The sequence below is a fragment of the Kineosporia sp. NBRC 101731 genome, from assembly GCF_030269305.1.
In the GTDB taxonomy this organism is placed as follows: domain Bacteria; phylum Actinomycetota; class Actinomycetes; order Actinomycetales; family Kineosporiaceae; genus Kineosporia.
Window position 1 is genome coordinate 38,436 of record NZ_BSTC01000011.1, and the last position, 22,225, is coordinate 60,660.

Annotated in this window: 20 protein-coding genes and 1 pseudogene; 9 read left to right on the forward strand and 12 right to left on the reverse strand. The window is 71.6% G+C overall.

What is annotated here, in order from left to right; all coding sequences use genetic code 11:
- Positions 1-8 precede the first annotated feature (8 nt).
- On the reverse strand, positions 9-386 hold the full coding sequence (locus tag QSK05_RS25950) for a nuclear transport factor 2 family protein (RefSeq protein ID WP_285599943.1): 378 nt from the start codon (positions 384-386) through the stop codon (positions 9-11).
- Between the two features lie 118 nt (positions 387-504).
- Here QSK05_RS25950 and QSK05_RS25955 point away from each other — a divergent pair, with 118 nt between their 5' ends.
- Both QSK05_RS25955 and QSK05_RS25960 read left to right on the forward strand, forming a co-directional pair.
- Positions 505-2,076, forward strand: coding sequence for an N-acyl-D-amino-acid deacylase family protein (locus QSK05_RS25955; RefSeq protein ID WP_285599944.1), 1,572 nt, complete (start codon positions 505-507; stop codon positions 2,074-2,076).
- Positions 2,073-3,320 (forward strand): alanine racemase, encoded by a 1,248-nt coding sequence (locus tag QSK05_RS25960; protein WP_285599945.1) that lies wholly within the window; start codon positions 2,073-2,075, stop codon positions 3,318-3,320. Before QSK05_RS25955 ends, QSK05_RS25960 begins: the two co-directional genes overlap by 4 nt.
- A gap of 21 nt (positions 3,321-3,341) precedes the next feature.
- Here the strand turns inward: QSK05_RS25960 and QSK05_RS25965 are convergent, their stop codons facing one another.
- On the reverse strand, positions 3,342-4,556 hold the full coding sequence (locus QSK05_RS25965) for an MFS transporter (protein WP_285599946.1): 1,215 nt from the start codon (positions 4,554-4,556) through the stop codon (positions 3,342-3,344).
- Positions 4,557-4,739: 183 nt separating this feature from the next.
- Here QSK05_RS25965 and QSK05_RS25970 point away from each other — a divergent pair, with 183 nt between their 5' ends.
- Together QSK05_RS25970 and QSK05_RS25975 are read left to right on the forward strand one after the other, a co-directional pair.
- On the forward strand, positions 4,740-4,976 hold the full coding sequence (locus QSK05_RS25970; protein WP_285599947.1) for a helix-turn-helix domain-containing protein: 237 nt from the start codon (positions 4,740-4,742) through the stop codon (positions 4,974-4,976).
- Positions 4,973-5,926 carry a serine hydrolase domain-containing protein gene (locus tag QSK05_RS25975; RefSeq protein ID WP_285599948.1) on the forward strand — a complete coding sequence of 318 codons (954 nt, stop codon included), beginning with the start codon at positions 4,973-4,975 and terminating at the stop codon, positions 5,924-5,926. Before QSK05_RS25970 ends, QSK05_RS25975 begins: the two co-directional genes overlap by 4 nt.
- Here the strand turns inward: QSK05_RS25975 and QSK05_RS25980 are convergent.
- The 6 genes from QSK05_RS25980 to QSK05_RS26005 form a co-directional block, all read right to left on the reverse strand.
- Positions 5,923-6,531, reverse strand: a complete 609-nt coding sequence (locus tag QSK05_RS25980) for a TetR/AcrR family transcriptional regulator (protein ID WP_352302627.1) — start codon at positions 6,529-6,531, stop codon at positions 5,923-5,925. The genes QSK05_RS25975 and QSK05_RS25980 overlap by 4 nt on opposite strands.
- A 421-nt stretch (positions 6,532-6,952) precedes the next feature.
- On the reverse strand, positions 6,953-7,765 hold the full coding sequence (locus QSK05_RS25985) for a hypothetical protein (RefSeq protein WP_285599950.1): 813 nt from the start codon (positions 7,763-7,765) through the stop codon (positions 6,953-6,955).
- Entirely contained in the window at positions 7,762-8,913 is a 1,152-nt protein-coding gene (locus QSK05_RS25990) for a sensor histidine kinase (protein WP_285599951.1), read from the reverse strand. The genes QSK05_RS25985 and QSK05_RS25990 overlap by 4 nt, the downstream gene beginning before the upstream one ends.
- Positions 8,914-8,994: 81 nt before the next feature.
- The gene (locus tag QSK05_RS25995; RefSeq protein ID WP_285599952.1) at positions 8,995-9,837 is read right to left on the reverse strand and encodes a carbohydrate-binding protein; all 843 of its coding nucleotides are present in this window, start codon (positions 9,835-9,837) and stop codon (positions 8,995-8,997) included.
- A complete protein-coding gene (locus QSK05_RS26000; RefSeq protein ID WP_285599953.1) occupies positions 9,834-11,009 on the reverse strand; it encodes a sensor histidine kinase in 1,176 nt (391 codons plus the stop codon). The genes QSK05_RS25995 and QSK05_RS26000 overlap by 4 nt, the downstream gene beginning before the upstream one ends.
- Positions 11,010-11,186: 177 nt before the next feature.
- Entirely contained in the window at positions 11,187-11,705 is a 519-nt protein-coding gene (locus tag QSK05_RS26005) for a MarR family winged helix-turn-helix transcriptional regulator (RefSeq protein ID WP_285599954.1), read from the reverse strand.
- Positions 11,706-11,728: 23 nt separating this feature from the next.
- Between QSK05_RS26005 and QSK05_RS26010 the strand changes: the two genes are divergently transcribed.
- Together QSK05_RS26010 and QSK05_RS26015 are read left to right on the forward strand one after the other, a co-directional pair.
- A complete protein-coding gene (locus tag QSK05_RS26010) occupies positions 11,729-13,864 on the forward strand; it encodes an MMPL family transporter (protein WP_285599955.1) in 2,136 nt (711 codons plus the stop codon).
- Positions 13,865-13,915: 51 nt separating this feature from the next.
- Complete coding sequence (locus QSK05_RS26015) at positions 13,916-14,482, forward strand: dihydrofolate reductase family protein (protein ID WP_285599956.1); 567 nt, start codon at positions 13,916-13,918, stop codon at positions 14,480-14,482.
- A gap of 59 nt (positions 14,483-14,541) precedes the next feature.
- Here the strand turns inward: QSK05_RS26015 and QSK05_RS26020 are convergent, their stop codons facing one another.
- Together QSK05_RS26020 and QSK05_RS26025 are read right to left on the reverse strand one after the other, a co-directional pair.
- Positions 14,542-14,934, reverse strand: a complete 393-nt coding sequence (locus QSK05_RS26020) for a response regulator transcription factor (protein ID WP_285599957.1) — start codon at positions 14,932-14,934, stop codon at positions 14,542-14,544.
- Complete coding sequence (locus tag QSK05_RS26025; protein ID WP_285599958.1) at positions 14,931-15,239, reverse strand: hypothetical protein; 309 nt, start codon at positions 15,237-15,239, stop codon at positions 14,931-14,933. The genes QSK05_RS26020 and QSK05_RS26025 overlap by 4 nt, the downstream gene beginning before the upstream one ends.
- A gap of 211 nt (positions 15,240-15,450) precedes the next feature.
- Here QSK05_RS26025 and QSK05_RS26030 point away from each other — a divergent pair, with 211 nt between their 5' ends.
- Positions 15,451-16,344 (forward strand): LLM class flavin-dependent oxidoreductase, encoded by an 894-nt coding sequence (locus QSK05_RS26030; RefSeq protein ID WP_285599959.1) that lies wholly within the window; start codon positions 15,451-15,453, stop codon positions 16,342-16,344.
- Here QSK05_RS26030 and QSK05_RS26035 read toward each other — a convergent pair.
- Complete coding sequence (locus QSK05_RS26035; RefSeq protein WP_285599960.1) at positions 16,238-17,827, reverse strand: glycoside hydrolase family 2 protein; 1,590 nt, start codon at positions 17,825-17,827, stop codon at positions 16,238-16,240. The two genes, QSK05_RS26030 and QSK05_RS26035, sit on opposite strands and share 107 nt — an antisense overlap.
- A gap of 139 nt (positions 17,828-17,966) precedes the next feature.
- Positions 17,967-19,001, reverse strand: a complete 1,035-nt coding sequence (locus QSK05_RS26040) for a LacI family DNA-binding transcriptional regulator (protein WP_285599961.1) — start codon at positions 18,999-19,001, stop codon at positions 17,967-17,969.
- Positions 19,002-19,288: 287 nt separating this feature from the next.
- Between QSK05_RS26040 and QSK05_RS26045 the strand changes: the two genes are divergently transcribed.
- Both QSK05_RS26045 and QSK05_RS36680 read left to right on the forward strand, forming a co-directional pair.
- A complete protein-coding gene (locus tag QSK05_RS26045; protein WP_285599962.1) occupies positions 19,289-21,169 on the forward strand; it encodes a glycoside hydrolase family 127 protein in 1,881 nt (626 codons plus the stop codon).
- Positions 21,170-21,369: 200 nt separating this feature from the next.
- A pseudogene (locus tag QSK05_RS36680) lies at positions 21,370-22,222 on the forward strand (carbohydrate ABC transporter permease).
- The last annotated feature ends 3 nt before the right edge of the window (positions 22,223-22,225 follow it).

The window sequence follows — 22,225 nt, forward strand, 5'->3', positions numbered from 1 at the left end:
TCGTTGCGTTACTTGTTGCGTTCCTCCCAGGTGTGCAGGTCCACGTAGTCGCGCACCTGGCTGATCAGCCCGTCCTCGAGCTCGATCACCCCGACGCACTCGATGAAGATCTCCCGGTCGTCATGGGTGAAGAACCGGTCGAGACGCTCCACCCAGACCCGGTCACCGTCCACCGCGGACTCGGTGACCTCCCAGCTGATGCGTTTGTACATGGTGGCCTGGCCGGAGAACATGCCCCGGATGTGGTCACGCCCCTGCACCGGCGGATGCGGCATCGCGTAGTAATAGACGGCGTCTTCGGTGAAGCACTCGGCGGCACCGATCGCATCGCGATTGCTGATCCGCTCCAGCCACTGGGTGACGATCGGCGGCAGGACTTGGCTCATGACGAAAGATATTACTGCGCGTGGCGACGCGATAACGGAATCGACACATTGATCACCGCGTCGGCGCAGTCGTGGCCGGCCATCAGGGTGAACTTCGCCGTGTGCTTGACTGCGGCCTGTGCTGGACGTGCTGCTGACAGGTGGTCGGATCGCCGACGGTACCGGGGCCGAGCCCCGGAGAGCTGACGTCGGTGTGCTCGACGGCCGGATCGTGTCGGTCGGATCAGCGGGTCCGGTCGAGGCCCGGCGGCTGGTGGACGTCAGTGGTCGCCTGTTGCTGCCCGGCCTCGTGGACGCCCACTCACACGCCGAGACGCTGGTCGGCACGCCCGACCTGGAGCTCGCCTGCCTGCGGCAGGGGGTCACCACGGTGATCATCGGCCAGGACGGCGTCTCGATGGCCCCCACGGCCGGTGCGGTCGCGACCGAGACCTCCCTGTACTTCGCGGCGGTCAACGGGCCGTTCGGGCGGGGGTTCACGGTGGCGGAGCTGCTGGACCACTACGACCGGCGCGGCGCCCTGAACGTGGCCTACCTGGTGCCCGGAGGCACCCTGCGGGCGTCGGTGCGCGGGTTCGGTGCGAGCCCTCCGGGCCCAGCGGGAAAGGAGGACGAGGACCTGGCCCGCGAGGTCACCCTCCTGGAGAGCGGGCTGGCGGCGGGGGCCGTGGGACTGTCCACCGGTCTGGAGTACGTGCCCGGCGGCCTGGCCGGGATCCCTGAGCTCATGCGGTTGTGCCAGGTGGTGCGGGAGGCCGGCGGGGTCCACGTCTCGCACATCCGCGGCTACGAGCAGGACGCCCCGGCCGGGATGGCCGAGTTCCTCGCGATCGGTGCGCAGTCCGGGGTGCGCTCGCACGTCTCGCACTTCCACGGGCCGGCCTCACTGCTGCTGCCCGAGGTCGCCCGGGCCCACGACCTGGGCGTCGACCTGACCTACGACACCTATCCCTACCGCCGCGGCAACACCATCCTGGCGATGCTGGCCCTGCCTCGTTCCCTGCAGGACGCGGCTCCTTCACAGACCCTGGCCCGGCTGCGCTCGCCCGCGGTGCGCGAGCAGCTGCGGGCCGACTGGTTCCCCGGCCTGGCCGATCTCTTCCCCCGTGTCACCCTCTCGCACGTGCCCGCACCGTCATGGAACTGGGCCGAGGGGCTCTCGCTGACCGAGGCGGCCGACCGGGCCGGCCGGGAGGTCGGCGACCTGGTCTGCGACCTGGTGCTCGCCTGCGACCTGGCCGTCGGCTGCGTGGTGCGCCAGCCCGCCGCGAACACCCCCGACGACATCCGTACCCTGCTGAAACAGCCCGAGCAGATGGGCAGCTCGGACGGCATCCTGATCGGCGGCCACCCGCACCCGCGCGGGCGCGGGGCGTTCGCCCGGATGCTGGCCCGTCATACCCGCGACCTGGGCGACTGGACCTGGGGCCAGGCCGCCGTGCACCTGTCCGCCCGGGCCTGCGAGCGCTTCGGCCTGGCCGGGCGCGGGCAGATCCGGGAGGGTTACGCGGCCGACATCGCGGTGATCGACGTGCCCGCGCTGGCCGACACCGCGACCTACGAGCAGCCGCTGAACCTGGCCCGGGGCGTCGACACGGTCTTGGTGAACGGCGAGATCGTGCTGGAGAACGGGCAACTCACGGGCGCGACGTGCGGCCGGGCCCTGCGGCGAGGGGAGATCATGCGGTGAGCACTCTGGAGGATCTTCCGGTCGCACCGACGGAGAAGGGCTGGGGGCCTCTGGCGGCGCGGGGCGAGGTGAGCGCGCGCTCGCTGCGGGCGGCGCCGATTGCCCTGCACGGCGGTGATTTCAGTTTCCCGCTGGCGGTGCTGGAGCGTGCGGCCCTGGCGGGGAACATCGCGGCCATGGCGACCTGGTGTGCGGCGCAGGGTGTCGAACTGGCCCCGCACGGCAAGACCTACATGTCGCCCGAGATCGCGCACCAGCAGATCGCCGCCGGGGCGTGGGCGATCACCGTGGCGAGCGTGGCGCAGTTGCAGGCGTATCACGCCCACGGGGTGCGCCGGTTCATCGTGGCGAACCAGCTCGCCGACCGGGCCTCGATCGCCTGGCTGGCCGGGGTGGCGGATGCGCAGGTGTGGGTGAACGTCGACTCCGTCGAGGGGGTCGGTTTCCTGGCGGACGAGCTGGCGCGCGCCGGTGGGTCGGTGAACGTCTTCGTGGAGCTGGGGCATCCGGGTGGGCGCACCGGGGCCCGGTCGGTGGCGGTGGCGCTGGAGGTGGCGCAGGCGGCGGCTGCCCGGCCTCAGCTGCGGGTGGCCGGGGTCAGCGGGTACGAGGGCACGCTGGGCCATCACGGGCTGCCGGAGGAGAACGCGCGGGTCGCGCAGTGGGCGCAGGAACTGGCGTCGCTGGGGGCCACGCTGTACGGGAAGGGGCTCCTGCCGGACGGTTACGTGGTGACGGCCGGTGGCAGTGCCTTCCCGGACGTGGTGGCTGCGACGCTGAAGGGTTCGGTGGGTCCCGGTGATCCGGTGGTGGTGCTGCGCAGCGGTGCCTACGCCGTTCACGACGACGGCTACTACGCCTGCGTGACCCCGCACGACCGGGGGGCCGACGGGCCGGCGCTGCGCCCGGCTCTGTCGTTGTGGGTGCCGGTGCTCTCGCGCCCGGAGCCGGACCTGGCCCTGCTGCTGCTGGGTCGCCGTGACGCCGGGTTCGACGAGGGGCTGCCGATCCCGCGGGAGGTGCTGCACCGCGACGGGCGCCGGGTGGCGGCGCCGGGCCTGACCGTCACGGCGCTCAACGACCAGCACGCCTTCCTGTCCCTGCCCGCCGGCTTCGACCTCGGGCCGGGAGACCTGGTGCACGTGGGCATCTCGCACCCGTGCACCACGCTCGACAAGTGGCGCGTGATCCCGGTGATCGACGAGGACGAGCGCGTGGTGGACCTGGTGCACACTCTGTTCTGAGCTGTTCCGAGCTGTTCCGAGCTATTTCTGGGTGCTCAGCGAGCGCACGTCGGGGTCCAGCGCCAGCCGGGCCCCGACGGCGAGCACGGGCAGCGCCGCGATCGCGAAACCCCAGGGCAGGCTGCGGCTGAGCAGGACCCCGAGCACGGCGATCGAGACCGGTTCGAGCACCACCCGCGGGAGGTTCATGACGCTGCTGACCCGGCCCAGGACGTCCACCGGTGTGCGGGTCTGGATGATCGTGGGCAGGGCGACGTCGCTGGAGTAGGCGACGCCGGCCCCGAGCAGCGCGAGCACGGGCACGGCGACCTGGACGCTGGTGGTGATCCCGATGGTCAGGAAGGCTGCTCCCTCGAGCAGGCTCATGCCGACGATCAGCAGCCCCCAGCGCTGCGGGAGCCCGGTGACGGCGGCGGCCAGCGTGCCCACGAGCTGCCCCAGGCCCCAGGCGGACAGCAGCAGTCCCAGGACGATCGGGCCGTCGGGGTAGGTCTGTGCCAGGGCCGGCAGCCCGACCGAGAACAGGCCGCTGTAGGTCAGGGTGGCGGCGCTGATCAGCAGCAGGGCCGTGCGCAGCGGTTTGCTGCGCCGGGCGTGACGCAGGCCCTCGGCGATCTGTGGGAAAACGCTGCTCCGGGGCAGTTCTGGGGTGGCGGTCCGGGGTGCTCCGGCGACGGTGGCCGCCGCGACGAAGAAGCTCACCGCGTTGATCGCGCAGGCCCAGGCCGGCCCGGCCGAGGCGACCAGCACACCACCCAGCACCGGCCCCAGCAGGCGGGCGATCTGCTCGCCGAGACCGGTGAGGGCGTTGCCCCGGGGCAGGAGCGGTTCGGGCAGGAGGCTGGGCAGCAGGCTGTCGGACGCCGGCCAGAAGAAGGCCTCGGCCACACCGGTGACCACGCCCAGCGCCACGAGATACGTCAGATGTGCCGGACCGGCGGCGAGCAGGACCGCGAGAAGCCCCACCGCGCAACCCCGCACCAGGTGCGAGGCCAGCATCACGGTGCGCGGTGAGAGCCGGTCGGTCACCGCGCCACCCAGCAGCAGGAGCAGCCCTCGGGGCACGGCCTGGGCCAGCAGCACGACCGCGAGCGTCGACGGCGACCCGGTGGTCTCCAGCACCAGCCAGATGAAGGCGGTCTCGAAGCTCAGATCACCGACGACCGAAACCGTCTCCCCGAACCACACCCGCCGGAAGGCACGGTGGCGCAGGGGCTGGAAGACGGGGCTGGACATCGGGACACATCATTGAGTGCCGCGGATTCGATGTGCCAGCGATTTACCTACCCCCTCAGTTCTTGCCGTGATCACGAGGGGTGTGGGGCGCTCTTCCGGCAACCAACTGCCTCATCGTGCTCACCGGCCTCTGCAGCGTCAATGTGCGTTGACAGGTCCACCGGCGTCAACAAGCATTGACGGATGGACAGTGCCCATCTCGTCGACCTGGCGCGTGACGCCCAGGCCCCCGACCCGCTGAGCGCCCTGAGTGCCACGGCCGAGCTGGCCCGGGGCCTCGAGCAGCGCCAGGCCACGCTGGTGTGTCGCGCCCGCCACGACGGGGTGACCTGGGCGCAGATCGCGCAGGCCCTCGGCGTGACCAAGCAGGCCGTGCACCGCCGGTACGGCGGCGATCGACTGCTGGGGGCGCATTCGTGAACACCTTCTGGGGGGACCCGGCGCTGGCCGAGAGGGCGCAGGGCCTGCTGGGCGCGCGGCACCCGGTGGCCGCGGTGGCGACCGTGACGCGTAGCGGTGTGGTGACGGCGGGCTGGGGCTGCGCGCCCGAGGCCGACTTCGAGATCGGTTCCATCAGTCAGGGAATCACCGGTCTGCTGTACCGCGACGCGGTCGAGCGGCAGGTGGTGCGGGCCGACACGGCACTCGGCGAGCTGCTGCCGCTGGACGACGGCCCGGTGGCCGGGATCGGGCTGGGCGCGATCAGCCAGCACCGTTCCGGGCTGCCGAGCATCCCCTCGTCGCTGCGGCGGTTGCTGAAATACCGTGTCCGGGGCGAGAATCCGTACGGCGATACGCTCGATGAGCTGCTGGCCCAGGCCCGGCGGACCATTCCCGGACCGTCCCGGCCGCGGTCCTCCCCCTTCGCCTTCGAGTTGCTCGGCCACGCGCTGGCGGGCGCGGCGGGCACCACCTATCCGGAGCTGGTGGCCGATCGCCTGGCCGGGCGGCTCGGGCTGAAGTCCTGGTACGCGCCGTCGTTGCCGGTGGAGCTGCGGGCCATGTCGCTGACCGGGCGTGACCGGCGGGGCCGGCCCCGCCAGGTCTGGACCGGTGAGGCGCTGGCGCCGGCGGCGGGAGTGCGCTCGAGCGTGGGCGACCTCGCCGACCTGGCGAAGGCGCTGCTGGAGGAGCGGGCCGTGGGGCACTCGGCACTGGATCCGGTGGCCCGGTTCGGTGGCGGCGGCGTGATGATCGGGGCCGCCTGGATGACGCAGGAGCACAAGGGCCGGGCCGTGACCTGGCACAACGGGGGCACCGGGGGGTTCCGTAGCTGGCTCGGGCTGGACCGGGAGGCCGGTACCGGCGCGGTGGTGCTGTCGGCGACCTCGGCCTCCGTCGACCGAGCCGGGTTCCGGCTGCTGCCCTAGCCCTGAAGACCAGGCAGTCCTGAGGACCGGGACTCGCGGGCGTTGAACCGCAGCCCGTCGATCAGGAGCCGGACCATGCGCAGCGTGTGGTCCGGGTCTTCGGCGGAGGGCAGTGACAGGTTCGCGACGGCCCGCAGCAGGTCGATGGGCTCCACGTCGGCCGCGTTGATCTCACCGGCCTCCTCGGCGGCGTACAGCAGACGGCCGAGGACGGGGGAGAAACGGGTGTCGAAGTAGCCGGGCAGCTGCTCGAACGCCGGGTCACCGGACTGCAGGGCACCGGCCAGGCCCCGCTTGGTGATGATGAACCGGGTGAAGCGCATCAGCCAGCGGATCAAGGCCTCGAGCGGATCGTGCTCGGTCGCCAGCACCGGCGCGACCTGCGCGCAGGCGTCCACCTCGGTCTTGAAGACCGCCACGATCAGGTCGGAACGCTGCGGGAAGTGCCGGTAGAGCGTGCCGACCCCGACACCGGCCCGGACAGCGATCTCCCGCACCGGTGCGTCCACCCCCGACTCGGCGAATACCGCCGTGGCCGCCTCCAGCAGGAGATCGACATTGCGCTGCGCATCGGCGCGCACCCGTCGAGACGGTGCTGTGCCCATGTGCGGCGGCCCGGGTGATGTCGGCCCGGGTGATGTCGGCCCGGGTGATGCAGGCTCGGGCGCGGCTGGCTCGGACATGCGGTGGTACTCCCAGGAAGACCGGACAGAGGTGACCGCGAAGTTTACCGGAATGCTGTTCCGGCTCATCCGCCGAGCTTGCGGAGTACATCGCGGAAGCCCCAGGGCCCGGAGCGAAAGCCGTGCGTTGTGTACACCTGGTACATCCGGTACACCCGGTACCAGGTGGACCGTGTGTACACGAAGCTCGCGCCTCGTTCGGGCATAGATCGCCGGGGAGAGTGGGGTGCCCGCCGGCGCGGGTTCTCACCGGGGCGGGGTGCCTGCCGGAGCCTGGTTATGCCGATCCGGGTGATTCCGGAGGTGGGCGCCGAACGGTGGTGCGGTCCGTGACGGCGGTTCGTCACCTGATGCTGAACTGGTCCAGGTCCGGTGCCGGGCCGACGGGGTTGTGGAACAGGAGGGTGTTGCTGCCCTTCTTCAGGTTGATGCGCAGCGTGGTGCCGGCCGGGGTCTCCCAGTCGCCCCGCCCGGGCAGGCCGGCCAGGTGCTGGTCGGCGCCGCCGTTCACGCTGACGTACAGGTCGCGGGGGCCGTCGCTCTCGTAGAGGATCGTCAGGGTGCGGGTGCCCGCGACCGCCACCCCGGTCACCGGCACGGTGAGACCGGCGGCCCCGGCCAGGTAGGCGATGCGGCTGCCCGCCGCACACGTGGGGCAGGCCACGGCCTGGACGTCGGTGCGGGTGTTACCGCCGTCGGTGGCGTTGATGGTCACCGGGGCGAACGTCGGGGACGGTGGCGTGCTGGTCGAGGTTGTCCGTTCGGGCGCGGCGGTTCTCGGGGCACCTGCGGTAGTGGTGGACGAAGCGGCCGGCTGGGTGGTGGACGCCGAGGGGGCCGGTGGTGTGCTCGCGGCGGCCCGGGACGTCCCGGCGGCCTTGGCGGCCTCGGCGGCCTCGGTCGCCCGGGTGGCCTCGGTCGTCTGCGTCATCGCCGCCGGGACGCTGGGCTCGTTCGTGGGGGCCTGTGCCCTGACGGCGGAGGGCGTGGCCGGGGGTGACCCGGCCTCGGCGAGCACCGGCGGCAGGAACGGCACGGCCAGCGCGGCCAGGCCTCCGGACAGACCGATGAGGCTGATCAGCCAGACCGGGCGCCCGGAGGGCCACAACGAGGTGGTGGGCGAGGCGACCAGGGAACGGCGGGAGGTGGCGCTCATGCCGGCAGCCGTACGCTGATCGTGGTGCCGGAGTACAGCTCGGACGTGACGGTCAGCGTCGCGCCGATCCCGGTCGCGTGGGCGGTCATGAGCCTCAGTCCCTCGTAGCGGCCGGTGTTCAGGACCTCGTCGTGGCTGGGGACGGTGAACCCCCGGCCGTTGTCCTGGATGGTCAGTTCCACGTGCTGTCCCTGTCCGCGCAGTTCCAGGCCGGCCCGGGTGGCGTGGGCGTGGCGCAGGACGTTCTCCAGGGCCTCGTCGAGGATCACCGCCAGGGCGTGACGCACGGGCGGGGAGGGCGCGAGCGGGGCGAGTTCGGTGCGCACCCGGATCGGCCGGCCGGTCGCCCATTCCCGCGACATCCGGCCGACCAGATCGGCGAAGTCCGTCCGGGGGTCGTCGAAGCGCAGCCCCCGCACCGGCGTGCGCGCCAGTTGCCGGGCGGTCGAGGCGTCGTCGACGAGGACCTGGGCGAGCCGGTCGGCGAGGACGGGCCGGCTCCCGGCCCGCACCACCGAGAGCGAGGCCGAGCGCAGCAGGCTCCGGACCCGATCGGCCGCCGGGGCGTCGTCCTGCTCGAGTTCCTCCTGGAGCCGGGCGAGCAGCCGGCCGGTGGCGCCGGAGGCCGCGGCACCAGCCAGGAACACCAGGGTGGGCACGACCAGCACGAAAGCCACCCCGGCCGGTGAGGTGGCGCTCTCGCCGAGCACGACCCCTTCGGTGGCGGCCGCGAGCAGGGCCTGCCCGACCCAGACCGGCATGGCCATCCGGCCCAGCAGGGCGCCGGCCAGGGCGGAGGTGCCGACCTGGTAGATCAGGCAGACCGGGTCGCCGATGCCCAGGAGCAGGACGCCCAGTCCGATCACGGTGTCGGCGGCGATCAGGGCGACGCGGGGCCGGCCGGGCCCCAGCCGGTCCAGCACCCGCTCCTGGACCAGCGTGATGGCCAGGACCAGGGCCAGGGGGAGCAGGAACCGGGCCCAGGTCTGCGGGCCGTGGACGGCCAGCCCGGTCAGGGCCGCCATCAGGCAGCCGACCAGCCGCAGGACCAGGACCGCGCGGGCCAGGGTGAGGGCCGCCGCGGCCTGGGCACCGGGACGGCCGGTGCGGACGATCCCGGGCCGGGCGGGGAGGGTGCGCTGGACCAACGTGCTGCCTCCGGGGGAGGGGATGCAGGACCGGTGCAGCCCTGCACCTGTCCTGCATCACGTGCGCATCCCGGGCGGGGTTCAGCTCAGCGTGATCTGGTCCAGGTCAGGGGCCAGGCCGAGCGGGTTGTGGAACTTGATCTGGTTCTTTCCCGGCTTCAGCTCGACCGTGACGCTGGTCCAGCCCGGGGTCTCCCAGCCGCCGGTGCCCGCCACGGTGATCTTCTGCGACGAGCCGCCGTTGACGCTCACGTACAGGTCGCGCTCTCGGAGGGTCTCGTACGCGATGGTCAGCTGCCGGCTGCCGGCTGTGTCCACCTCGACGGGCACGGTGAGCGTGGCGAGCAGCCCGATGCCGATGACCCGGCTGCCCGAGGCGCAGGTCGGGCAGCCGGTGCTGCTGGCCAGGAACCGCTGGTTGCCCGGGTCGGACGCGGCGAGGGTGACCGGCTGGGTGGCCGGGTCGGTGGCGGGGTCGTCGATGAGGGGCGGTGTGGTCGCCGGGGTGCCGTCGGTCGCGGTCGGTGTGGGGACGCCGGTGGCGGCCGGTCCGGCGGTCGGCGTGGCGGTCGGGGTGGCCCGGGGGTCCTGCGACGGGGTCGCCCCTGACGTCTGCGACGGGGTCACCGCGGTGACGGTGGGCACGGAGGCCGGGTCGGTACCGGGGGAACCCGCGGAACCGTTCCCTCCGGACACCGTGCCCTCGATCCGGCCGCTGTCGTCGGTCACCGGGGCGGCCTGGGTGTGCGCCGGGGCGGGCTTGTCGGGCAGCACCGTGGGCAGGGCCGGTACGGCCACAGAGGTCAGCGCCACGGCGGCACCGAGCGTCGAGATCTGCCAGATCGGCGGCCCGGCCGGCCACAGCCACGAGGTGGGCAGCGCGGTGAAGGTCCGGCTGACGGGGGCCTTGAGCTTCGTTCTCATAGCGACATCCGGACCTTGATCTCGGTGCCGGAGTACGGCGCGGTGGTGATGGTCAGATCGGCGCCCAGGTAGGAGGAGCGCGAGATCATCCGGCAGATTCCCGCGTACTCCCCGCCCCGCAGCTGGGCGGGGTCGGTCGGGACGGTGAACCCCTGGCCGTTGTCCTTGACGATGAGCGTCACGACCTGCTTCCGTTCGGTGATCTCCACCTGGGCGCGGCTGGAGCGGGCGTGATCGGCGACATTGGCCAGCGCGTCGTCGACGATCAGGGCGAGCTGGTGGCGCACCGGGATCCGTAGCCAGACCGGCCGCAGGTCGGTGCGCAGGTTCAGGTGGGCCGTGTCGTCCCACTCCTGGCACAGCAGGGCCAGGGCGTCGGCGAACTCCTTGCCCGGGTAGTCGAAACGTACCCCGCCGACCGGCCGGCGGGCCTGTTCCAGGGCGATCATCGTGTCCTGGGTGAGGCGGCCGGCCAGGGCGTCGGCGAGAGACGCGCGGGCGCCGAGCGCGGCCAGGGAGACCGCGCGCAGGGTGCGGGTGGCGCGGTCGTGCACGACGTGGGCGGGCTGTGCCGGGTCCAGGTCGTGGTTGAGCCGGTCCCGGACGAGCTGGCTCAGGGTGACCGCCGTGGCCCCCGCGGCCACGATCAGGGCGGGAGCGGTGACGAGCAGCACCGTGGTGGGCAGCGGGGCGACCTTGTCGGCCAGCACCACCCAGCAGGTGACGCCGGCCTGGACGGCCTGACCGATCCACAGCGGGGTGCCGTTCAGCCCGAGCAGTGCCCCGGCCAGGGCCGCGGCCCCGACCTGGAAGATCACGTAGACCGGGTCGGCCGTCCACAGCAGGAAGATCACGAGTGCGACCGCGCTGTCGCCGAGAACCAGGAGCACCCGCGGGGGTCCGGACGAGACCCGCGGCAGGGCGCGCAGTTCGATGATCGTGACGACGGCGATGATCACGAACGGGACGGCGTAACGCATCAGGGAATCGGTGTCGGCGCCGCTGAGAAGCACCGAGACAGCTGCATAGACGACAGCGGTGGACATCCGGGCGATCAGGATCGCCCGGCCCAGCGCGAGCACGGAGGCGGCCTGCACCCCCGGCTGTCCGGGCGGGATCAGCCCCGGGGCCGCACCGTGCACAACGGTGTCCCCGACGACGGTCTGGACCAACGAGCCCTCCGGGCAAGAGAAAAGGACGATCAGGTGTGAACCATGTCCGCCGTGACATGCCGGAGTGTAATAGTTGCAACTGGAGTTCACCGAAGGGGTCCGGAATCCGGGCCGGGATCAACAACTTTCAGGCTGTTTCTGTGAGCTTCCGTGACCCAGCGTGTAGTTGGCCGCGGGTCAGGACTCGGTGTGGATATCGGCCCGGGCCGCTCCGGTGGCCGCTGACGCGTCTTCGAGAAACTGTGCGATCACAGCCAGTTCGCCGGCGCTCCGGGAGGCCAGGACCGGTGCCATCCGGGCTCCGACGCGTCCGAACATCGACGCTCCCACGGTGTGGGCGTGATCGGTGGCGACCACCACGATCGAGCGCCGGTCGTGCGGATGTGGGCGCCGCGTCACGTGGCCCAGTCGTTCCAGCCGGTCGAGCATGGCCGAGGTCGCCGGGGCGCTCAGTTGCAGCGCCTCGCTCAGCCGCCGCGGGGTGACGGGCTCGTCACCGGCCGACATCACCACGCGCAGGCCGTTGAGGTCGGTGCGGTGCAGGGCCTCGTCGCGCCCGGTCGCGGCGAGGTACATCTCCGACTCGGTCGCGAACGCCGCCATCGCCCGCACGGCCCGCACCGCCTCCGGCCTCCGGTCGCCGTGGGCGGGGGAACGGGGGGTGGCCTCGGCGTGTGTCGAATTGTGGTCCTGCACGTCATCATTCTACTCTTTCGACTGTGGAACTATTCGACGGTGGAACTAAGCGCCGATTGCCGCATCTGGTGGGCCCGCGACTGAGCTGGCTGGTCGTACTCGTCGCCGTGGTGTTCTCCGGTCTCGCCCTCGCCCTGCCGATCACCGCGCAGGAGTCGGACGCCGGGGTGGCCAACGTGCCCACCAGCGCCGAGTCCCGGCAGGCCGAGCAGGTGCGCGACGACCTCGGGGGCAGCGAGATCGTCCCCGCGATCGTGGTGATCGATCGCACCGGCCAGGGGGGCCCGAAGCTCACCGACGACGACCGCGCTACGGTCGAGACCCTGGTCAAGAGTCTCCAGCGCTACGCCGTCGAGGGTTCGTCGGTGTTCCAGCAGTACTCCGACGACGGGGCGGCCGCGATCGTCGGGGTGCCGCTGTCGGCCCGGGCCTCCAACGACGAACTGGTCGCGACGGTCGGCGACATGCGCACCTACCTGGGCCAGGAGCTGACCGGCGGCCTGCGCGCCCAGGTGACCGGCGGCCCGGCCTTCACCGTCGACCTGGCCGGAGTGTTCGACGGCGCCGACACCCGGCTGCTGATGGTCACCGCCCTGGTCGTCGCCGTGCTCCTGCTCCTGACCTACCGCAGCCCCTGGCTGTGGCTGGTGCCCCTGATCGTGGTCGGGGTCGCCGATCAGGTGGCCGTCTCCGTCGTGGCCATCGGCACGAAGGTGCTGCCGTTCACCACCGACGGCGCCTCGGTCGGCATCACCTCGGTGCTGGTGTTCGGCGCCGGCACGAACTACGCCCTGCTGCTCATCGCCCGTTACCGCGAGGAGCTGCGGCGTCACGAGAACCGCTACGAGGCCATGCGGATCGCCGTCGACCGGGCCGCCCCGGCGATCCTGGCCAGCTCCGGCACGGTCGTACTCGCGCTGCTGTGCCTGGGCTTCGCGCAGAGCCCTTCCAGCCGCAACATCGGCCTGGGCGGCGCGCTCGGCATCGTCACCGCCGTCCTGTACGCCCTGCTCGTGCTGCCCGCCGCCATGACCGTGCCCGGCCGGCGACTGTTCTGGCCGTTCGTGCCGCGAGCCGGGCAGGAGGTGGCCGAGCGCTCCGGGTTCTGGTGGCGCGTGGCCGAGGGCGTCACCCGGCGTCCCGTGCTGGTGGGTTCCGCGAGCCTGGTCCTGCTCGCCGTCCTGATGATCCCCCTGGTCGGCCTGCGCACCGGCCTCTCACAGACCGAGCAGTTCCGGGCCACCCCGGAGTCGGTCACCGGCCAGGAGACCCTGGGCGAGCACTTCCCCGCCGGATCGTCCCAGCCCACGATCGTGGTGGTCGCCCGGGACGCCGCCGAGAAGGCGCAGACCGCGCTCGCGGACCTCGACGGGGTGCGCTCGGCCCGGCCCGAGCAGAGCACCTCCGCCACCGCCGACCGCACCGTCATCGACGTGGTGCTCGACGCGGCCCCGGCCTCCGACGCCGCGTTCGGCACGATCGAGCGGATCCGCACCACCGTGGACGGGATCGATCCGCAGGCACTGGTGGGTGGCTCCGACGCCCAGGCCCTGGACGCCGACCGGATCGCCGACCGCGACCGCCGCATCGTCATCCCGCTGGTGCTGCTCGTCGTGCTGGCCGTGCTGCTGGTCCTGCTGCGCTCCCTGGTCGCGGCGGTGCTGCTGGTGCTGACCGTGGTGGCCACCTACGCCGCCGCGATGGGCGCCGCCTGGTTCGCGTTCGACCGCTGGTTCGGCTTCCCCGCGCTCGACCTGATCGTGCCCCTCATGGCCTTCCTGTTCCTGGTGGCCCTGGGCGTCGACTACAACATCTTCCTCACCACCAGGGCCCGGGAGGAAGCCGCGAAATCGCCGGAAGACGTGGCCCGTGGCCCGATCTCGCTAGCCCTGGCGGTGACCGGAGGGGTGATCACCAGCGCCGGCATCCTGCTCGCGGCGGTGTTCGCGGTGCTCGGGGTGCTGCCCCTGATCACCCTCACCCAGATCGGCGTGATCGTCGGGTTCGGCGTGCTGCTCGACACCCTGCTGGTGCGCAGCGTGCTGGTCCCGGCCCTGGTCACCCTGCTCGGGCGCTGGTTCTGGTGGCCGGGCGAACTGTCCCGCCGGCCCGCCGAGCAGGAAGAACCGGAGAAGACCCCGGTGCAGCCCATGCGGTGACCACGAACGTTCGCCACCCCCGCACGGGGCCAGGCGTTAGGCTCGGGCGTCATGCGGGAGCTGACCTACTACGTGGCAACGAGTCTCGACGGCCGGATCGCCGCCCCCGACGGGGACTGGAGCGCCTTCCCGGCCGAGGGCGACCACCTGGAGGCCATCGTCCGCGAGTACGCCGACACCCTGCCCAGCCACGTGCACGAGGCGCTGGGAGCCCACGCCGACACCTCGCGGTTCGACACGGTCTTCATGGGCTGGGGCACCTACACACCCGCCCGGGAGGCCGGGATCGACAGCCCGTACGCGCACCTGCGGCAGGTCGTCGCCTCCCGGCAGCCCCGGCCGGTCCCGGGGAGTATCGAACTCACAGCCGATCCCGCCGGCCGGATCGCGGAACTGAAGCAGGAGCGGGGCTCCGGCATCTGGCTGGCCGGCGGAGGCACCCTGGCCGGTGCCCTGATCGACCAGATCGACCGGCTCGTGCTGAAGATCAACCCGGTCGTGCTCGGCGCGGGTATCCCGCTGTTCGGTGGGATTCCCTACCTTCCAACGCGTTTCGAACGGATCGGCTGGCGCCCGTTCGAGTCCGGAGTGGTTTTCGCCGAATATGCCCGGCGCTGATCACCCAGAATGGTGGACGCGGATCACGACGGTCGCCGTCGTGGCGGCCACGGGTCTGCTCACGGGATGAAGCGCTGCTGACGTGCCGACTGAACGGCGCTGTACCGGTTCGTCGCCTGGAGTTTGTGCATCGCGGTGCGCAGATAGCCCTTGACCGTCTCGGTGGTCACCCCCAGGCGCTCGGCCGCCTCGCTGTTGGTGGCGCCCACCCCGACCACGGCCAGCACGTCGACCTCCCGCCCGGTCAGGTGCTGGGGATAGACGACCCGGCTACGCCGGGGCCGGCTGGTCGACGAGGAGGACAGCCCGGACGGGGACAGGCCCTCCAGCAGCAAGGACGCCTTCTGCTGCAGATGCCGTTTCGCCTCCGGATCGCTCGTGGCACCGGCCAGGCAGCGCAGCTGCGCGAACATGCGCCGGGTGTCGTCGAGCTGCGACGCCGTGACGGTCATGACAGCACGCCGAACCGCTCGCTGACACCCAGTTCCTCGCGGGCCCGGCGCACCCGCTGCGCGGCCACCCCCGAGGTGGTGGCGGTCAGGCGGGCGATCTGGCTGGCGGAGTATCCCTGGGCGCTCAGGGCCAGGGCGTGGCGCGCGGGGGTGGTCAGGCGCAGCACGGTCGCGGCTGCCACGCCGGAGTGCAATCCACTGAACCAGCCGCTGCGCCCGGCAACCGTCGGCGGTGTGCTCTCGCCAGGGAAATCCATTGCCAAACGGCGGATCTCGGCAATGATGCAGGCGACGTCGTCGTGCATGTGGGCTCATCCTCCCGTGGCCGTACGCACCCCATTACAGGCAGCCACCTAACGGGAAGTCAACGGCCTTAAGCTCCCGATATGCCCCTTTCTCGTCGAGCGGTTCCCGGCATCATCGGCTGCGCACCCGGTTTGGGCTGACCATCAGGGATTTTCGCGAGAGCCGATAGCCTGGGCCGACCACGAGGACGTCTGATCAAGAAGGAGCACCGTGAAGCACGGCGTCACCATTCTCACCGACCAGCCATGGGCGCAGTCACGCCCGATGTGGGCCGCGACGGAAGAGATGGGGTTCGACCACGCCTGGACCTACGACCACCTGATCTGGGGCGGCCTGCCGGACTCACCCTGGCTGGGGGGCATCCCGACCCTCACCGCCGCGGCCACCCTCACCTCCCGCATCCGGCTCGGCACGGCGGTGTGCGCGCCGAACTTCCGCCACCCCTTCGCCCTGCTGCGCGAGGCCCAGGCCGTGCACGACATCTCCGGCGGCCGGTTCGTGCTGGGCGTCGGCACCGGCGGTGACCTCGACTCGCGCGTGCTCGGCCAGGCCCCGATGACCACGAAGGAGCGCGTCGACCGGTTCCAGGAGTTCACCGGTCAGCTGCTGCGCCTGCGCAGCGAGGACCACGTCACCGAGCGGGGCCGCTGGTTCTCCACCGACGACGCGCGCACCCTCCCGCCGGTGCCGGACCTGCCCGTGGTGATCTCGGCCAACGGCCCGCGCAGCGTGCGGTACGCGGCCCGGGCCGGCGACGGCTGGATGACACTCGGCCCGGCCGCCACGACCCTCGAGGAGTGGTACACCGGGCTGGCCGGTCAGCAGAAGCTCCTGGACGAGGCCCTGGCCCTGGCCGGTCGCGAGGGGGCGACCTTCCCCCGCTACCTCATGCTCGACGCGCCGGGCTCCCGCCCCGACGTGCCGTTCTCACTGTCCAGCGCCGACCTCTACGAGGAGATCACCGGCCGGGCCGGCGAACTCGGCTTCACCGACGTGATCAGCCACTGGCCGCGCCCCTCCGGTCCGTACCGGGGAGAGGTGAAGGTGCTCGAAGAGGTCGCCTCCCGTCTGGCGACCCGGGCGACCCTGACGACGCGCGCCTGACCTCGTTCGCGCTGCGTACTACCGGCGGGCCGGTCAGGCTCGAGAGCGCAACCGGCTCCGGCGTCCGGACCCGGAACGTGTGCGACTCGCCGGCGAGGAGCGAGACCAGCGCCTCGTCGGCGGCCGCGTCCGGGTGGGCACGACCGGCCAGCAGCGTGACGTCCCGGGTGAACGACTGAGCGGTCACGGTCACCGCGTAGCCGTCCCGGGTTCGCCGGGCCGACGTGAGCACCGGCGCGGGCGCATAGGAAAGATCCCGGTCCCGGGCGAAAAGGTGCGTGGCGCGGAGGTTTCCGGCCTCAGCCACCAGGGTCTCGCCGACCGGGTCGCCGGGGGTGGCCAGCACCCGTGGCACCGTCAGCACCTGGGTCGACCAGGCCGCCACGTCGTGGGCCACCGACGCACCGGCCAGCACCGCCCCGCCGAACGTGATCCGGCGCAGAGTGAGATGGCCCCGGAACGGTTCGTCGCTGTCGTTGACCACCGCCACCCGCAGGCCCCCGGCGCCATCCGGCCGCAGACTCAGCAGGCGCGGCGCGTAGGCCCGGCGCAACGCGAACCAGGCCGGGAGCGGCCGGTTCTCGCCGTCCACCAGGGCCCAGGACGTGCCCGGGGCATCACCGGCCGGCCCGATCACACAGCCACCCGGGCGGGGCACCCGGGCGCGGGCCTGGTCAACGGCGAACATCGTGGCCCGTGCCTGCCGGAGCTGGCTCTCCCACTGCCGATCAGCGTGCCGATCAGCGTGCCGATCAACCTGCCGGTCTCCGGAGCTCTCCGGGCCGGGCACCTCACCCACCGGCGTGTGCCGGCTGCCGCACACCACCAGCGAGGGGTGCGGGTCGGGCCGGGGCGTGTCCTGCCACACCAGCACCCCCTGCTCGTCGCACGCCTCGTAGAACTCGCGACTCTCCCCGCGCCCCTGGCCCCGGATCCGCAGCAGGTTGACGTTGGCCGCGACCACCCGGCCTACCACCGCATCCCGATCGCGCCGGGTAAGACGCTGGGGCAGCGTGGCTCCCGGAGACCAGACGACCCCTTTGACGAACACCGCGCGTCCGTTGACCGTGAGCCCGCAAACCTCACCGTCCGCGTCCACCGGCTCCTGGACCCGCACCGAGCGGAACCCGATCCGTCGCTGGTACCGGTCTAGTTCGTCGTGCTCGTTGGGCTCGTCGTGCTCGTTCTGAGCGGCGAGAGTGACCACCAAGGTGGCCAGTGGTTGCTCCCCGTAGCCCACCGGCCACCACACGGGGGCGTCCGGCACGGTGAGGGCGAGGGTCGCGGTGGTGTCGCCGGCATCAATGACGGACGTCGTGGAGCCCCGGTCTCCCGGGTCACCGAGCGGGTCGCTGACTGCGAGGCGAACCTTCAGCGGCCCGGCGCTGCCGGGCGTGCGCCCGATCGTCACGTGCACCTCGACCCGGCCGGTGCCGTCCTCGTCCAGCGTCACCAGCGGACGCACCTCAACCAGCCTGGCCACGACCACGCGCCCTCCTTGGCGATCACGGGCCGGTAGCGCGCCCGAGATGCCATCTTCACCTCAGCAGCGATGAAAGTCCGCTGAGAGATGGCGGTCCGTGCCGGAAAAGTGGCGATCGCCGGTGATGTGCGGTGAACGGTCAGCTCTCGCGGACCACCAGATGGCCCGCCACCACGTGCTGGCCCGGCGCCGGCGATCCGGCGATGGCCTCGAGCAGCAGTTCGCCCGCGCGGCGCCCGATCTCCTGAAGGCCCAGGTCCACCGTCGTCAGCGGCGGGCGCGCCGCCTCGGCCACCACGCCCCAGTTGTCCACCCCGACCACCCCGACCTGAAGGGGCAGGGAGGCGCCGGACTCGCGCAGCGCGTCCGTCGCCCCGCGCGCGATCACATCGGCACCGCAGAACACCCCGTCGACGTCCGGGTGTGCGCGTAGCAACTGGGTCACCGCGAACCGCCCCCACGCCTCGGTCCAGCCCCCGAACCACGGCTCACCGACCAGCTCCAGACCATGGTCCGTGAGCGCTTCGATCGTGGCCGACGCGCGCTCGCGGGCCGAGGCGTGCGAGTGCGGCCCGGTGATGTGGGCGATGCGCCGGCGCCCGGTGCGCACCAGGTGCTCGATGGCCAGCCGGGCCGCCCCGCCCTCGTCGCTGGTGACGCTGATGTCGCCCTCGTCGGCGCTGGGGGCCAGGGCGTAGACCACGGGCACGGGCAGGTGCGTGCCGATCGGGGGCCGGGCGTCGGTGCGGCGTCCGGCCACGATGATGCCGTCCACCCGGCGTTCCAGAAGTCGCCGCAGGTGATGCTGTTCGCGAATCGGGTCGTCGCGGCTGTCGCACAGGAAGGCCAGCATCTCGCCCAGGCCCAGGGCGTCCTCGGCCCCACGCATGATCGGGATGCTGAAGCGGCCGTAGCTGTCGGAGGTGATGATCCCGACGGTGAACGTGCGCCCGGTCAGCAGGCTGCGCGCGACCGTGCTGGGGGCGAACTCCAGCTCCTGGGCCGCGGCGCGCACCCGGGCCCGGGTCTCCTCCTTCAGGGTGCCGCGCCCGTTCAGCGCCTTGGAGGCGGTGCCCACCGAGACTCCCGCCCGCGCGGCGACATCGGCGATCCCGGCCCGGCGGGGGGAAGCGGGGTTGGTCGGGGGCACAGAGCTGGGGTCGGTGTCGCTCATGGTCGTCGGGGGTCCGTTCCTGGTCGACGTACCCCCTGTTCGTGATCATGCACAACCTCCCCCGGGGAGGTTGTGCATGATCACGAACAGGGATGAGAGGAACCAGGTAAGCAGGAAACCGTTTGCCTAGCAACTCGCCGTTCCCCGACGTCCATCAATCGGTGGCTTTTGAGGTCTTGACCGGTCTAAACCAGCGACTTACGTTATGTCACGGACAAACGGTTTCCTCAGTTTTCCGGCAGTGGGGCGACGGGCTCCGGGCCGGCCCGCGAACGAGAGGGCGACACGTGAGCCTCGAAACCGATCTCCGGGCCCCGGGACCGGCCGCACCTCGCCGGCCGACCGCTCTGAGCCCGCTGCCGTTGCGGGGCGCGACCCTGGACCCGGCGTCGATGCTCGGCGACTGGCAGCGGCGCAACGGTGTGGCGACCATTGCGCACTGCGTCACGCATCTCGAATCCTCCGGTGTCGTGCAGAATTTCCGTCGTCTGGCCGAGGCCGGGGCGGACGGTCCGGCGGGGGAGTTCGCCGGGTTCTGGTTCGCCGACACCGATCTGTACAAGACCCTCGAGGCGATCGGCTGGGAGATCGGGCGCACCGGCACCGACCGGTGGAACGACTGGCTGGTCGACCTGGCCGGGCTGCTCGAGAAGGCGCAGGCCGACGACGGGTACCTGAACACGTTCGTGCAGGGCGTGGAGGGGGAAGAGCGCTTCGCCCAGCCCGAGCGCACGCACGAGCTGTACACGGCCGGGCACCTGATCCAGGCGGCGGTGGCCCTGCACCGGGGCAGTGGTGACGACCGTTTCCTGGGTATCGCCCGGCGCGTCGCCGACCTGGTGGTGACGCTGGACGACGGGCAGGGCAACCCGATCCTCGACGGGCATCCCGAGGTGGAGACCGCGCTGGTCGAGCTGTACCGCGAGACGGGGGAGGCGGACTACCTCACCACGGCGCAGCGGCACATCGATCACCGGGGGCGTCATGCCTTGCCCCGTGGGCATTTCGGATCGATCTACCTCCAGGACCATCTGCCGGTGCGGGAGAACACCGAGGCGATCGGGCACTCGGTGCGGCAGCTGTACCTCGCGGCCGGAGCCACCGACGTGTACCTGGAGAACGGTGACGAGACGCTGCTGCGGGCCATGGAAGGGCTCTGGCGCAGCGCCTTCGGCACCAAGATGTACATCACCGGTGGGCACGGCTCGCGGCACCGTGACGAGGCGTACGGTGACCCGTTCGAACTGCCGCCCGACCGCGCCTACGCCGAGACCTGTGCGGCCATAGCAGCTTTCCAGTGGTGCTGGCGGATGCTGCTGGCCACCGGGCAGGCGCAGTACGCCGAGGAGATGGAACGCGCCCTCTACAACACCATCGCCGCCTCGACCTCGCACAGCGGCACGGCGTTCTTCTACTCCAACCCGCTGCAACTGCGCACCGGGCACGAGGGCTCGGACGAGGACTCGCCGAGCGAGCGCCTGCCCTGGTACCGCTGTGCCTGCTGCCCGCCGAACATCGCCCGGCTCCTGGCCTCGTTGCAGGCGTACGTGGCCACCGGCGCCGACCGGGCTCTTCAGCTGCACCTCCTGCACGCCGGAACCTACGCCACTGAGGGCTTCTCGGTGACCGTGGAGACGGGTTACCCGTACGCCGGAGAGCTGGTCGTCACCGCGGCCGGCTCCGGTGAGCTGAGTGTGCGCATCCCGTCCTGGGCCGGTGGGGCAGTGGCGCGGATCGGTGACACGCCGGTGGACGCGGTCGCCGGGCACTACCTGAGAACCTCGCTGACGGACGGACAGGAGCTGCGGATCAGCCTGCCCCTGCTGGCGACGCCGGTGCGGGCGGACGAACGGGTGGATGCCGTGCGCGGCTGCGCGGCCATCACCTACGGGCCGCTGGTGTTCTGTCTGGAACAGGCCGACCTGCCCGAGGGCGTGCTGGTGGAGCAGGTGCGCCTGGACCCGGCCGCGGCCATCGTGGTCGGGGCCGGGGACATCGCACCGGTCCGGCTGCGGCTCTCGGGTGCGGTGAAGGCCCCGGAGCCGGCGCTCTACACCTCCGGTGCATCGGTGAAACCCGTTCAGGAGATCGATTTCACCATGATTCCGTACCATGCCTGGGCCAACCGTGGTCCGGGCGCCATGCGAGTGTGGCTCCCCCTGCTCTGAGCTCTTTCCCATCATCGCTGAATCCGGCAGCCCGCTGTGCCAAGGACGGACGCGGGCGGAAAGCGAAGTCGTCATGCGCAGAACGGTCAGGACAACGAGGTTCGTGGCAGTTGCCGCCGCTGTCGCTCGGCCCAGCTGATGATCGTGCTGGGCGCGGTGAGCGCCGTCCAGATGCTCCTGCTGCGGAAGACGGACTTCTCATGAGAACTCTCACCGACGTGCGCCAGAGTCTGCCCCGGGCTGCCTGGTGGGCCGCCTGCCTGTGTGTCAGCGTGATCGTGCTGTACCCCCTGTGGATCATGCTGAGCCAGTCGCTGAAGAGCTCGGCGGAGGCCACGCAGAACCCGCCCACCCTTTACCCGCACGGGATCTCGCTGGACAACTACCAGGCCCTGGGAAGCACCGGGGCCGTGAGCATCTGGACCCATGTCGGCAACAGCGTGCTGGTCTCGGCCGGTGCCACCCTGCTGACCGTCGTTCGCCACGCTCGCCGGGTACGGTTTCGCCCGCCTACGGTTTGTCGGCAGCGGGGGGTTGTTCTTCCTGATCCTGGCCACCTTCATGATCCCGTTCCAGGCGGTGATCACCCCGCTGTTCTCGATCCTGCACACCCTGGGCCTGAACAACAGCCTGCTCGGTCTGGTGCTGGTCTACACCACGTTCCAGCTGCCGTTCGGGATCTTCCTGATGCGCAACAGCTTTGCCGCCCTCCCGGCCGGCATCGAAGAAGCGGCCCTGATCGACGGCTGCGGCTACCTCTCGGCCCTGTACCGGGTGATGCTGCCCATCGCGATCCCCGGCCTGATCAGCACCGCCTTGTTCACGTTCTTCACCTGCTGGAACGAGTTCTTCGCGGCCCTGGTCCTGGTGACCGACGAGGCCAAGTTCACCCTGCCGGTCACCCTGACCGTGCTCGCGTCCAACCAGCTCGGCGCGCTGAACTGGGGCATCATGCAGGCCGGGGTCGCGGTGACGGCCATCCCCTGCGTCGTGCTGTACCTGCTGCTCCAGCGGTACTACGTGGCCGGGCTGGTGGCCGGGGCGGTGAAATAGGCT